Annotated in this window: 6 protein-coding genes; 4 read left to right on the top strand and 2 right to left on the bottom strand. The window is 74.4% G+C overall.

Annotated features, from left to right (window positions below; genetic code table 11):
* Positions 1-130: 130 nt before the first annotated feature.
* Positions 131-1,783 carry a phospholipase A2 gene (locus tag ACFVQZ_RS00755; protein WP_051787521.1) on the bottom strand — a complete coding sequence of 551 codons (1,653 nt, stop codon included), beginning with the start codon at positions 1,781-1,783 and terminating at the stop codon, positions 131-133.
* Positions 1,784-2,499: 716 nt separating this feature from the next.
* A complete protein-coding gene (locus tag ACFVQZ_RS00750) occupies positions 2,500-4,404 on the bottom strand; it encodes a potassium channel family protein (RefSeq protein ID WP_383618548.1) in 1,905 nt (634 codons plus the stop codon).
* 284 nt (positions 4,405-4,688) lie between these two features.
* Here ACFVQZ_RS00750 and ACFVQZ_RS00745 point away from each other — a divergent pair, with 284 nt between their 5' ends.
* The 4 genes from ACFVQZ_RS00745 to ACFVQZ_RS00730 all read left to right on the top strand — a co-directional run bounded on the left by ACFVQZ_RS00745 (position 4,689) and on the right by ACFVQZ_RS00730 (position 13,317).
* Entirely contained in the window at positions 4,689-5,741 is a 1,053-nt protein-coding gene (locus tag ACFVQZ_RS00745) for a helix-turn-helix domain-containing protein (protein ID WP_030493251.1), read from the top strand.
* Between the two features lie 170 nt (positions 5,742-5,911).
* On the top strand, positions 5,912-6,334 hold the full coding sequence (locus ACFVQZ_RS00740; RefSeq protein ID WP_051787524.1) for a hypothetical protein: 423 nt from the start codon (positions 5,912-5,914) through the stop codon (positions 6,332-6,334).
* A gap of 45 nt (positions 6,335-6,379) precedes the next feature.
* On the top strand, positions 6,380-8,392 hold the full coding sequence (locus ACFVQZ_RS00735; RefSeq protein ID WP_383618547.1) for a flotillin family protein: 2,013 nt from the start codon (positions 6,380-6,382) through the stop codon (positions 8,390-8,392).
* Positions 8,393-8,481: 89 nt separating this feature from the next.
* A complete protein-coding gene (locus tag ACFVQZ_RS00730; RefSeq protein ID WP_383618546.1) occupies positions 8,482-13,317 on the top strand; it encodes a DNA repair ATPase in 4,836 nt (1,611 codons plus the stop codon).
* Positions 13,318-13,319 lie beyond the last annotated feature (2 nt).

Genomic DNA, 13,319 nt, shown 5'->3' with positions numbered 1-13,319 from the left:
CGGTGAGCGCAGGGGGCGCGTCAGGGCGCAGCCCGGGGAGCGGGAGGATTGCGGGGGCGGCGAGGGCCCCTGGTGGAGCGGGCCGGGCGGCGGAAGGGGTCCGCCGCCCGGCCCGTTAGGGCGAGTGCGATCAGGTCGCGTTGGCGCCGTTCTTCGGGTTGCCCTTCCACGCCACGGCCTTCAGGTAGACGTAGGCGTAGGAGTTGCAGCGCCAGCGCACGAAGATGTTGTACGCCTTGCAGCTGTGCGTCTTCATCGTGGTGTAGAAGGCGTTGTCGACGTTCGACTTCTTGCTGCGGTCGAGGTAGTACTTGTAGCCCTTGTACGTGTTGCCGATCAGGCCGTAGCCGTAGTCGTGGGTGTCACACGCGGCGCGGAAGTTGAAGCCGCCCGGGCGGCTGATGTTCGGGCCGGGGGTGCTGCAGCCGTCGTTGCGGATGCCCGCCACGCGGAAGTTGGTCGGCGTGTACCGGAAGACCGGCCAGTGCCAGCCGTAGTGCGCGGCCCAGGCGACGCAGCCGCGGTTGAGGTACCACATCCACTCGGTGGCGCGGTTGCAGTAGCGCGGGTACGCCTGCGGGTCGGTGATCTCACCGGTGGTGAAGTCGCCGGCCGGGGGCGCGGTCGCGGTGCCGTCGCCGGCCGGGCCCTGCAGCGGCTCGGTGGAGGACGGCAGGTCGGTGCCGACGGGCGCGGCGTTCGGGGCGGCCGAGTCGGCCGGGAAGGTCAGGTCCCATTCACCGCCGGACGGCGAGGCGATGTCGGAGACACGGCCCGTGGTGTCGTAGGCGTACGAGGCGACCGGGTCGGTGCCCTCGACCGGGTTGGTCACGTTGCGCAGCAGGCCCGAGGCGTCGTACGCGTAGCGCGCCAGGGTCTGGGTGGTGGCGCCGGACGTGAGGACGATCTCCTTGGCGCGGCCCGTGTACTCGCCGAGCGCGGTGGAGGTGGCCGTGGTCGCGGTCGAGTAGCGGACCGTCACCGACTGCGCGGGGGCGTCGGCGGTGGCGGGCTCGCTGACCGTGGAGACCCGGCCCTTGGTGTCGTACGTGATGGTGGCGGTGGCGCCGTCGGCGAGGTTGCCGAGGCTGGTGACCCGCCACTTGTCGGTGCCGGGCGCCACCTGCTTCCAGTTGTACGTGGCGGTGAGGCCGGCGACCCCGACGGGCGAACCGGCGTCCGCGTCGCCGGTCACGTCGGTGTCCGGAGTGCCGGTGGCCGCGGCGAGGGTCTCGACCGCGGTGGTCACCAGGGTGCCGGTGGCCTCGTTGTACGTCGTGGTCTCGGTCAGCTTGTCGCCGCCGGCCGTCTCGTACTTCTTGACGCCGCCGCCGCTCGGGTAGTCGACGCTGCTCTTCAGCGCGTACGAGACGGAGACCTTGGCGTCGAGGTCGGTGACGACGACGGAGTCGGCCTTCTGCTCCAGCTTGCGGTTGATCTGGCCGCCGAGGAAGCCGGCCTCCCAGCCGGGGCCGAAGACGCCCTGGTCCGGGCGGGTGGCGGGCGCCGACTCGGGCCGGGCGACGCCGTCCGCGCCCTCGGTCACCGTGTGGGTACGGCCCATGAGGCCCTCGGCCACATCGGTCTCGTACAGCTCGAAGGACTTCTCCGCGGTGGAGTACAGGCCGGGACCGACCTGCTGGATCTCCCCGTCGGCCAGCGGCGGGTCGACGGTGGTGGCCGCGGCCTGCGGCTGCTGGAAGACGGCGGCTCCGGCGCTCGGCTGCGGAAGCATGAGCGCCATGGAGAGCGCGGCCATGACAGGCAGGGCTGTCTTGCGCACGAGTCCCCCCTCGTGTCGTAGGTGTGTTGCTTGATCGCTGCGGAACGTAGACCCGCGCTGATCATGGCGACAAGTGGTCTGTAGGGAACCGAACTTGGTTCTGGTTCCTTGCAGCAGTGAAGAAGTGCCGTGCGGGGGACGGGGTTTGAGTACGCGTACTCATGTGGCGGAACCGGCCCCGGCCCAACACTGGGCGCATGACGCGAACAAGGCCCCGGACCAGGCAAGTTGACCGCGCGGCGCGCCGCTTCCGCGGCGTCCCGGCGCTGACGGTCCTCGCCGCTCCGGGTCTTGCCGCGAGCGACGGCGGGCGGCCGGTGGCGCGGAGGTGCGGGAGCGTGTCCGCCGATGCCGCCACTACCGGCAGTGATGCCGCCGTGACCGGCAATGATGCCGCTCTCGCGGCGCCTGGGCGCGGTCCGCGCGGCCGACGGGAGCGGGTGGGGGCCGGCCGGTGCGGCGCACTCACCGGCAGTCCCTTCGCGCAGGCAAATCACCCTCGCCGGAAGTCGATCCCGTGTGAACGAGGTCACACGTTCGATCTCATTCTCGGTGATGATTCAACAACATCACGTGACGATGAATGGGAGATAGTGTCCTAAATCGGTGCTGTAGAGGCGAGTTGGGGGCCGTCGGGCCATTGAGGGCAGTTGTTCGCAGGGTGTGTCAGATCGATTGCGTCAGCAATCGGCCATGTGTTCGCTCGTGGCTGGATCTCACCTGGGCCGGACCGGTGGACTGCCCTCCGGCGCGTCGCCGAGGAGTTCCGCCAGGCCGCGCCGGGTGGTCGCGATCACGACGCGGTCCGTGGGGTGGAGGACGTGGCCCGGGTGCAGGTCCCAGAGGAGGGAAGGGTGGCGGGTGTCGTGACCGGTGTGCGCGAGGTCCGGCGAGCGGAGCTCCGGGCGGGTGATGTCCAGCGCGATGACCCGCCACGCACCCGGCCGGAACGCCTCCGCGACGGTCCGGCCCTCCAGCTGCGGATGCCCCGCGACGACGAGCGCCGCGACCAGCAGCACCTTCCGCTCGACGGAGACCGCACCCAGGATCTGACGGCCCATCATGGCCCCCGCGAACGCCGGGGCGGCGAGGTGCGTGACGCTGCGGCTGCGGGTGACCGCGTCCGGGTGCGCGGCCCGCAGCGTGCGGTAGACGGCAGCGGCGAAGTCGTCGTCGTACAGGCGCAGCGCCACCCGCAGGTCGCCGCGGAGCGCCCGGGCCGCGAGCGTCGCCTCCAGATTGGTGGTGTCCGAGCTGGTCAGGGCCAGCAGCGCGTCGGCCCGCCGGATCCGGGCCGCGTCGAGGACGCCGTCCTCGGTGACGTCCCCCAGGACCACCGGCACGCCCAGGTCGCGGGCCAGCGCGATGCCGCGCGCGTCCGGGTCCTGCTCCACGCACACCACCGGGACGTCCAGCTCCCGCAGCCGGGCCAGGACCCGGGCGCCGATCTTGCCGAGACCCAGCAGCACGACGTGCCCGGACAGGACGCGCGGCGGGCGGCGCAGCGCTCCGGTCGTACGGAACACGCCGAGCGCCTCCAGGGCGCCCGCGACGAGCAGCGGCAGCAGGGCGAGACCCAGCAGACCGGACAGGAGCTGGAGGACCTGCCGGGTCCGCGACTCGTCCAGCGCCGGGTCGTTGATCGAGAACAGGTCCAGCAGGGTCAGGTACGCCGCGTGGACGGGGTCGGCGTCGGTCAGCGCCGCGGTGGTGGCGGTGAGGCCCACCACCGCCGCGATGATGCCGGCGAGCGACCAGCGCAGCCGCGCGGAGAACACCTCGCCGAGCGGGGCGCCGCGCCGGGCGAGCCGCCGCGGCGGCGGCACCGGGCCCGTACGCCGGACCGTTTCGAGGACGACGGTGCCGCGCCCGGCCGAGCCCCGCACGGCCCGGTCGTCCGGCAGCAGCTCCGGCCCCTGCGCGCCGCTCGCCTCCGAGCCCTCGCTGCCGGACGGGTCGGCCGGCGTGGACGACAGCAGGGCCAGGGTGCACAGGCCCGGGTCGGGCACCTCGCCCCGGGCGGACGGCGGGCGTTCGGCCGCGCGCAGCAGCAGACCGTCGGCCTGGAGGACCTTGTTGGTGTCGGCGACGGCGGTCGCCACCAGCGCCGGCGCGGCGGTGTCCGCGTCGGAGAGCACGGTGGTGGACGCGTCGAGGACGGCGCGGTCGCCGCCCGGCGCGGCCACCAGGGCGGCCTGGTCGAGCAGCTCCTCCAGATGGTGGCCGAGCTTCCGGTTGTACATGCGGACGACGAGCCGCAGCCCCGGGTTGAGCCGGCGCGCGGCGAGCGCGGCCCGCAGGTTCGTCTCGTCGTCCTCGTACAGCAGCGCGAGCGCGGCGGCCCGGTCCACTCCGGCCCGGAGCAGCACCGACGCCGTCGGCCTCTCCGCCGTCTCCACACGCAAGGGCAGCACCCCGCCGGAGGAGTCGGGCCGGTCGGCGGCGGGCGGACCGGCCGCCTGCTCCTCCGCCTCGTCGGCGGGGACGACGAGCACCACCCGCCGGCGGTACACCTCCCGCAGCTCCACCGCGAGCCGCCGCGACAGCCCGTCGTCCCCGCACACCACCATGTGCCCGTCGGCCTCCTGCGGAGTCCGCCCCTGACCCGGTACCGCGACCATGTCCCCACCCCCGTGGCGCGCGCGCCGTGACCGCCCGTCCGGCCACCGTCCCGTTCCCGCCGCCCCCGCCATGGTGGCAGGCCGGGGCGGAGGCGTTCACTGCCGGAGGACGGCAGTCTTGACGCGTTCTTGATGCCGCGGGAGCGAGCGCCGGGGTGCGCGCCGGTGCGGGTGGTCGGCCGCGGCCCGCCGGGTCCGGGCACCGCCGGGGTCGGCGCGCCACCGCCCTGACCAGTAGGATCATGCGTTCGCGGCCGTCCGCGGCGAGCACCAGGGGCGGGGAGATGAAGGACGGGGACGTGGAGGAGTACGAGCGGCTGCTCGCGGACGTCGCGGCCACCGGCCGGCGGCTGAACCGGGACGAGCTGGAACGCCGCCGGGAGGCGGGGGAGCGCGCCGCCGGCGAGGGCCTGGCCCTGCGCGCCCTCATCGGCCGGCACCTCGCGGCCGTCCGCGACGCCTGGCCCGAGCGCCCGCTGTCCCGGCGGACGACCCTCGACCTGCTCGCCGTCGTCGAGCAGTCCGTCGACGCCTTCGCCGGGGGGTACGAGCGTGCCCAGCGCCTGGCGGTACGTCAGGAAGAGGCCGAGCGCCGCGAGTTCGTCGACGACCTGCTGTACGGCCGCAGCGACGTCGGGCGCATCGCCGAGCGCGCGGAACGCTTCGGGCTCCGCCTCTCGCAGGCGCACGCGGTCGCCGTCGCCCGGGGCCCCCGTGCGTACAGCGAGGCCGACGCGGTCCCGCAGCAGGTCGAACGGGCCCTCATCGGCAGGTTCGGCGACCGGCACATCCTGCTCACCACCAAGGGCGGCCGGATCGTGTGCGTCGCCCCCGGCGACCAGGCCGACGTCCTCACCTACTTCGCGAAGCAGGCGTTCGCGGCCACCGGCGGCGGGCAGGCGGCGATCGGCCGGCCCCAGCCCGGCCCGCGCGGTGTCGTCCACTCGTACGAGGAAGCGCTCGGCGCCCTCGACCTCGCCGACCGCCTCGACCTCGACGCCCCCGTCCTGCACGCCGCCGACCTGCTCGTCTACCCGGTCCTCACCCGGGACCGGCAGGCCATGGAAGACCTCGTCGGCAGCGTCCTCGGCCCGCTCCAGACCGCCCGCGGCGGCGCGGAACCCCTCCTGGACACCCTGACCGCGTTCTTCGACAGCGGCTGCGTCACCACCCAGGCCGCACGACTGCTCAACCTCTCGGTGCGCGCCGTCACCTACCGCCTCGACCGGATCCACCGCCTCACCGGAGCGGACCCCGCCGATCCGGTCAGCCGCTACACCCTCCAGACCGCCGTCATCGGCGCCCGTCTCCTCGGCTGGCCCGGAAAGCCCCTCTGACGGCCCGTCACCGCGCCGAAGAGCGCGGCGTCGGCATCAAGAACGCGTCAAGACTGCCGGACACCGGCAATGCGCGTGCCGGCGCCGGAGCGTCAGAATGGCCCTGCCGGCGGCGCACCGCGAGGGTCGCTGCCGGGCACCGGAAGCGGCGAGCACGGGGGAGGGCGGGCATGGCGGAGCTCTTCGGCGCGGCCTTCGGCTTCCCCGGTTTGATCCTGACGTCCGCGCTCGCCGTGGTGGCCGGTTTCTGGCTGCTCGTGCTCTGCCGGATGGTGCCGCTCGACGCCTTCGACGCGGACGTGGACAGGGAGGCGCTGGGCCTCGGTGCCGTCCCCGTCGCCGTGGCCGGTTCGGTCTTCGTCGCCGCCGGATGGCTGCTCGACCTCGCCGGCATGCTGCTGCTGGGCCGGTCGGGCCTGCCCGCGCCGTGGTCCCTCCCGCTCTCCGTCGCACTGCTCGCCGGGGCGCTCGCCGCCTCGTGGCGGCTGACGCGGTGGCTGGCCGGCCGGGTGAGGAAACGTCCGGCCGCCGCCCGCCGGACCCGGCGCCCCGGCGCCGCCCCCGGCCCGCACCCCGCGCGGCCCCCGGCCTGAGCCGCCGCGCCCATCGACTCCCTACCGACACGGGGTACTTCTCTCATGGATGCCATCACCGCGGGCATCGGCGCGCTCGTCGCTGTCGCCCTGCTCCTCGCCGTCGCCGTCGCCCTCACGCTCAGCCGGCTCTTCCGCAAGGTCGAGCAGGGCAAGGCGCTGATCGTCTCCAAGATGCGCAAGGTCGACGTCACCTTCACCGGCCAGGTCGTCCTGCCCGTGCTGCACAAGGCCGAGATCATGGACATCTCGGTGAAGACCATCGAGATCTCCCGGACCGGCCGCGACGGACTGATCTGCCGGGACAACATCCGCGCCGACATCCGCATCTCGTTCTTCGTCCGCGTCAACAAGACGGTCGAGGACGTCATCAAGGTCGCCCAGGCCATCGGCACCGCCCGGGCGAGCGACCAGGCCACCCTCCAGGAGCTGTTCAACGCGAAGTTCTCCGAGGCGCTCAAGTCCGTCGGCAAGCAGATGGACTTCACCGACCTCTACACCAAGCGCGAGGAACTCCGCTTCCGCATCATCGAGCTGATCGGCATCGACCTCAACGGCTACAGCCTGGAGGACGCGGCCATCGACTACCTGGAGCAGACCCCGCTCACCCAGCTCGACGCCGGCAACATCCTCGACGCCCAGGGCATCCGCAAGATCACCGAACTCACCGCCGCCGAGAACGTCCGCACCAACGAGCTCCGCCAGAACGAGCAGAAGGAGATCACCCGCCAGAACGTCGACGCCCGCGAGGCCATCCTGGAGCTGGAACGGCGCCAGGCCGACGCCGAGATCAAGCAGCGGCGCGAGATCGAGACCGTACGCGCCAAGGAGGAGGCCGAGACGGCGAAGGTCGTCGAGGAGGAGCGGCTGCGGGCCCAGAGCGCCTTCCTCCGCACCGAGGAACAGCTCGGCGTCCAGCGGGAGAACCAGGCCCGCGAGGTGGCCGTCGCGCAGAAGAACCGCGAGCGGGTCATCGCCGTCGAGAACGAGCGGATCGAGAAGGACCGGCTCCTGGAGGTCATCGCCCGCGACCGCGAGACCGAACTCACCCGGATCGCCGCCGAGAAGGAGGTCGAGGCCGAGCGCCGCGAGATCGCCGAGGTCATCCGCGAGCGGGTCGCCGTCGACCGGACCGTCGCCGAGCAGGAGGAGTCCATCAAGCGGCTCCGCGCCGTGGAGGAGGCCGAGCGCGAGCGGCAGGCCCTGGTCATCGCCGCCGAGGCGGAGGCCCAGGAGAAACTGGTCAAGGACATCAAGGCCGCCGAGGCCGCCGAACAGGCCGCGGTCCACCGGGCCGCGGAGGAACTGACCCTCGCCGAGGCCCGCCACAAGGCCGCCGACCTCGACGCCCGCGCCAGGCTCCGGCTCGCCGAGGGCGCCCAGGCCGAGGCCGCCGCCGAGGGACTGGCCGCCGTCCAGGTCCGGGAGAAGGAGGCCGACGCCATCGAGAAGGCCGGCCGCGCCGAGGCCGGGGCCACCGAGGCCCGCCTCCGGGCGGAGGCCGAGGGCCTGCGGGCGAAGGCGCTCGCGGAGGCCGCCGCGATCGGCGAGAAGCTGAAGGCCGAGGCCGAGGGCCTCAACCAGAAGGCCGTCGCCTTCGCCGCCTTCGACGAGGCGTCCCGCACCCACGAGGAGTACCGGCTCCGCCTGGAGGCTGAGAAGGACATCCGGCTCGCCGGCCTCGACGTCCAGCGGCAGGTCGCCGAAGCCCAGGCCACGGTGCTGGCCACCGGGCTGGAGAACGCCGACATCAACATCGTCGGCGGGGAGTCCGTCTTCCTCGACCGGCTCGTCCAGTCGATCGCGCTCGGCAAGTCCGTCGACGGCTTCATGGACCACTCGCAGACCGCCCGGGCCCTCGCCGGACCGTGGCTGAACGGCGACGGCTCCTTCACCGAGGACCTGACCAAGGTGCTCGGCTCCCTCTCCACGGCCGACGTCCAGAACCTCAGCGTCTCCGCGCTGCTCGCCAAGGTCATGAAGTCCGGCGCCCTCGACCCGGCGGCCCCGGCGCCCGGCCCGGCCGGCCAGGCGCTCAACGGCACGACGGCGCACTGACACACACGGGACCAGGAGGGCCGCTGCCGGACACGGGGGTTCCGGCACCGGCCCTCCTCCGCAGGAGACACGGGGAGAGGCACCACACGATGGACACGAAGCAGGCGCCCACCGGGACGCACGGCGGCGTCGACGAGGACGCGTACGCGGTCCTGCGCGACCGGCTCACACAGCAGGCAGCCGAACTGGCCGCCCGCGCCCAGGCGTTGAACGACGAGCGGACCCGCGTCTTCGGCTCCGGCGAGCTGGAACTCACCGGCACCGCGCAGCTGCGGACCGAGACGCCCTGCGTCCTCACCGACGCGGTGGCCGTCGGCGGCCTCCTGCTCTTCGGCCGCACCCGCCCGCCCGGCGCCGACACCGGGGAACCCCGCGTCGCCGACGTCTTCGCCCTGTACGACCGCGAGTTCACCGCCCAGCCCGAGGACGCGCTCCCCGGCCTGCTCGACGACCCGGACTTCGTCCGCGAGTTCACCGCCCTCCACCGCTATTTCCGCGGCGCGCGCCTCGTCCGCCTCCGCCGCGCCGAAGGACGCCTCCTCGCCGTCTTCCGCACCGGCGACAAGGCCGACGACCTGCGCGTCCTGCGCTGGACGGTCACACCGTCGGGGGAGTGCCGGTTCCTGGACGCCCGCGGCGACCGCGACCTCCCCGCGCCGGCCGGCCAGGACGTCACCTGGACCGCCGCCGGCCGCGACGACCACGTGCCCGGCCGCCACCCCCACCTCGACCTCGGCGGACGGCTGTACGTCTCCACGGTCGGCGGCACCCTCACCGTCAAGACCGAGAACGACACCGAGACCGCCGTCGGCGTCCACACCGAGCCCGTCGACGACCCCCTGCAGTCCCTCGCCGACGCCGAGGTCGCCCACGCCGTCGTCGGCCCGCTCGTCCTCGTCCGCGTCCTGCCCTACCGCGAGACGACCGTCCGCCACCTGGTCTTCCACACCCTCACCGGCACCGTCGTCCGCCTCGACGCCCTCGGCCAGGCATGCCTGCGGCTCCCCGACGACCGCGGCGTCGTCTTCCCCGGCGGATACTGCCTCGCCGACGGCACCGTCCGGACCTTCGACACCGACACCACCGGCCTCGCCCACGACGGCTCCGTCACCTCCCCGCATGGCGAGGACGTCCTGTACGTCTTCCGCGCCCCCCACGACGGACGGACCGTCCTCCTCCCGTACCACCGGGTCCGCGAGGAGATCACCCGCCCCGTCACCGGCCGCGCGCACGCGCTGCTCGACGACGGGACCCTCGCCGTGCTGCGCGGGACCGGCTCCGAGCCGGGCCGCGTCCACCCCGTGCAGCTCTGGCGCACCCCCTTCACCGCCGACACCCACCTCCCGCCGGCCGGCACCGGACCCCTGGCTCGGATCGGCGACGCCGACCTCGTCCGCGGCATCTCCGACTGCCTCGCCGTCGCCCGCCAGGCCACCGAGACCACCCCGACCGGCCCCGTGTACGCGGCCCTGCTCGCCGCCTGCGACCGCGCCACCGACACCCACCACTGGCTCCACGACCCGGACACCGGCGACCTCGGCACCCCGCTCGCCGCGCTGCGCACGACCGCCGAGCAGGTCCTCGCCGAGTTCGAGACCGTCGCCGCCCTCACCGGCCGCGCCGCCGACGCCCTCGCGGACGCCGAGCGGACCCTCACCCGGCTCGTCCGCCAGGTCCGCGGCGAGTCCCCCGCCACCGCCGACGAGTGGATCTCCCGCCTCACCGACCTCCGCCGGGCCCAGGGCCGCCTCCTCACCGTCAAGGAGCTGCGGTACGCCGACACCGACGCCGTCGACGCCCTGGCCCGCCGGACCGAGGACGACATCGCCTCCGCCGCCCAGCGGGCGGTCGCCTTCCTCCACCGCCCGGACGCCTTCACCGCCCACGCCGCGGAAGCCGAACGGCTCGCCGCCGCCGCGGCCGGCGCCGACAGCGTCACCGCCACCGACGACCTCGCCGCACGCCTCGACGAGCAGGGCCTCGGGCTGCGCACGCTCAGCGAGGTCGTCGCCGGCCTGGACATCGCCGACGCCACCGTCCGCACCTCCGTCCTCGCGCGCGTCGCCGACGTCCTCGCCGGCCTCAACCGGGCCCGGGCCGTCCTGACCGCCCGCCGCGCCGAACTCCTCGACCGCGAGGGACGGGCCGAGTTCACGGCGCGGTTCGCCCTGCTCGCCGAGGCGGTCACCGGCGCGCTCGCCGCCGCCGCCACCCCCGAGGACTGCGACGCCCGGCTCGGCGGGCTCCTGCTCCAGCTGGAGAACCTGGAAGCCCGGTTCGCCGACCACGACGGCTTCCTCCGCGACCTCGCCGACAAGCGGACCGAGGTCCACGACGCCTTCACCGCACGCCGCCAGACCCTCGCCGACGCCCGCGCCCGCCGGGCCGAACGCCTCGCCGAGTCCGCAGCCCGGACCCTCGACGCCGTCGCACGGCGGGCCGCCCGGCTCGACGGCGCCGACGACGTCCACGCGTACTTCGCCTCCGACCCCATGGTCGCCGCGCTCCGCCGCACCGCCGGCGAACTGCGCGACCTCGGCGACCGGGTGCGGGCCGGGGAACTGGAGGGCCGGCTCGCCGCCGCCCGCCAGGAGGCCGGCCGGGCCCTGCGCGACCGCACCGAGCTGTACGCCGACGGCGGCGACACCCTCCGCCTCGGCCGGCACCGGTTCGCCGTCCAGCGGCAGCGCCCCGAGCTCACCCTGGTCCCGGACGGCGACGCCCTCGCCTTCGTCGTCACCGGCACCGACTACCGCCGCCCCGTCACCGATCCCGCCTTTCAGGCCACCCGCCCGTACTGGACCCGGACCCTCCCCTCCGAGTCCCCGGACGTCTACCGCGCCGAATACCTGGCCGCCCGCCTGCTCGCCGAGCACGGCGCCGACGCCCTGGCCGCCGCCGACCTGCCCGCGCTCGTCCGGCACGCCGCGGAAGCCGCGTACGACGAGGGGTACGAGCGCGGGGTCCACGACCACGACGCGACGACCGTCCTCACCGCCGTGCTCCGGCTGCGCGACGGCGCCGGACCGCTGCGCCACCCCGCCGAGGCCCGGGCGCGCGCCCAGCTGTTCTGGGCGCACACGGCGACCGCCGAGGCCCGCACCGCCTGGCACCGCCGCGCCGCCTCCCTCGCCCGGGCCCGCGACCTCTTCGGCGCCGCACCCGGCCTCGACGCGCTCCGCCGCGAACTGGCCGAGGAGACGGGCGACCCGGCCGCCGCCGCGTACCTCGTGGACGAACTGACCTCCGCCCCGGCCGGGTTCGCGGTGTCCGCGGAGGCCCGCACGCTGCTGGAGAAGTTCCGCAGGACCGTGGGGAGTCACGCGTACGACGACGACCTCGCCGCCCTCCCGGACGTCACGGCCCGCCGCCGGCTCGTCGAGGGGTGGCTGCACGCCTACGCCGCCGCCTCCGGAGAGCAGGCCGGGACGGGCGTCCTGGCGGAGGCCGTCGCCGTCGAACTGTGCCCCGCGCTCGACCGGTACGACGCCGACGGCCCCACCCGCACCACGGTCACCGGCCTGCTCGGCCGTCATCCGCGCCTGACCGACGGCTCCCTGGAGCTGCGCGTCGACGAATTCCTGCACCGCACCGCCGAGTTCGCCGCCCGTGACGTCCCCGCCTTCCGGGCCTACCAGGAGCGCAGGGCGGAACTGGTCGCGGCCGAACGCGCCCGGCTGCGGCTGGAGGCGTACCGTCCGCGCGTCATGGCCTCGTTCGTCCGCAACCGGCTCGTCGACGAGGTCTATCTGCCGCTCGTCGGCGACAACCTCGCCAAGCAGCTCGGCGCGGCCGGCGACGGCCGCGCCGACCACCACGGCCTGCTCCTGCTGCTGTCCCCGCCCGGCTACGGCAAGACGACCCTCGTGGAGTACGTCGCCGAACGCCTCGGCCTGCTCCTCGTCAAGGTCGACGGCCCCTCGCTCGGCCCGGACACCGTCACCCTCGATCCGGCGGAGGCACCGGACACCGGTGCCCGCCGCGAACTGGAGAAGATCGCTTTCGCGCTCGCGGCCGGCAACAACGTCCTGCTGTACCTGGACGACATCCAGCACTGCTCGCCCGAGTTCCTGCAGAAGTTCATCCCCCTCTGCGACGCCACCCGCGGCCTCGCCGGGCACGACCTGCGCGGCAAGCGCTTCGCCGTCTGCATGGCCGGCAACCCCTACACCGAGTCGGGGCGGCGCTTCCGCGTCCCCGACATGCTCGCCAACCGCGCCGACGTGTGGAACCTCGGCGACGTCCTCACCGGCAAGGAGGACGCCTTCGCCTTCAGCTTCGTGGAGAACGCCCTCACCTCCCACCCGGACCTCGCCCCCCTCGCCGGCCGCGACCGCGCGGACGTCGACCTGCTGGCCAGACTCGCCGCCGGCGACCCCACCGCGCTCCGCGACCGCCTCACCCACCCGTACGCCCCGGCCGAAGTCGACCGGATCCTCGCCGTCCTGCGGCACCTGCTGACCGCCCGCACCACCGTGCTCGCCGTCAACGAGGCGTACATCGCCTCCGCCGCGCAGGCCGACGACGCCCGCACCGAGCCGCCGTTCCGCCTCCAGGGCTCGTACCGCGACATGAACAAGCTGGCGGCCCGCATCTCGGCCGCCATGGACGACGCCGAACTCGCCGCCCTGATCGACGACCACTACACGGCGGAGGCCCAGACCCTCACCACCGACGCCGAGGCCAACCTCCTCAAGCTCGCCGCCCTGCGCGGCACCCTCACCCCGGAACAGGCCCGCCGCTGGACCGAGATCACCACCGCCTACACCCGCGCGCGGACCCTCGCCGGCGCGGGCGACGACCCGGCCGCCCGCGCCGTCGCCGCCCTCGGCCTCCTCGCGGACCGGATCACCGCCGTGGAGGCCGCCATCACCCGCGCCGCCGACCCCCGCCGGCTCCCCGCCGGACGGCACGCCCGGGACTGACA

The organism is Streptomyces sp. NPDC057854 (genome assembly GCF_042797055.1).
GTDB lineage: Bacteria > Actinomycetota > Actinomycetes > Streptomycetales > Streptomycetaceae > Streptomyces.
This window is presented reverse-complemented; position numbering and strand designations above follow the sequence as displayed.

What these genes read in the sequence shown, in the direction of transcription:
- ACFVQZ_RS00745 (WP_030493251.1), top strand. Translation starts at nt 4,689, where the DNA reads ATGAAGGACGGGGACGTGGAGGAGTACGAGCGGCTGCTCGCGGACGTC.
- ACFVQZ_RS00750 (WP_383618548.1), bottom strand. Translation starts at nt 4,404, where the DNA reads ATGGTCGCGGTACCGGGTCAGGGGCGGACTCCGCAGGAGGCCGACGGG.
- ACFVQZ_RS00735 (WP_383618547.1), top strand. Translation starts at nt 6,380, where the DNA reads ATGGATGCCATCACCGCGGGCATCGGCGCGCTCGTCGCTGTCGCCCTG.
- ACFVQZ_RS00730 (WP_383618546.1), top strand. Translation starts at nt 8,482, where the DNA reads ATGGACACGAAGCAGGCGCCCACCGGGACGCACGGCGGCGTCGACGAG.
- ACFVQZ_RS00740 (WP_051787524.1), top strand. Translation starts at nt 5,912, where the DNA reads ATGGCGGAGCTCTTCGGCGCGGCCTTCGGCTTCCCCGGTTTGATCCTG.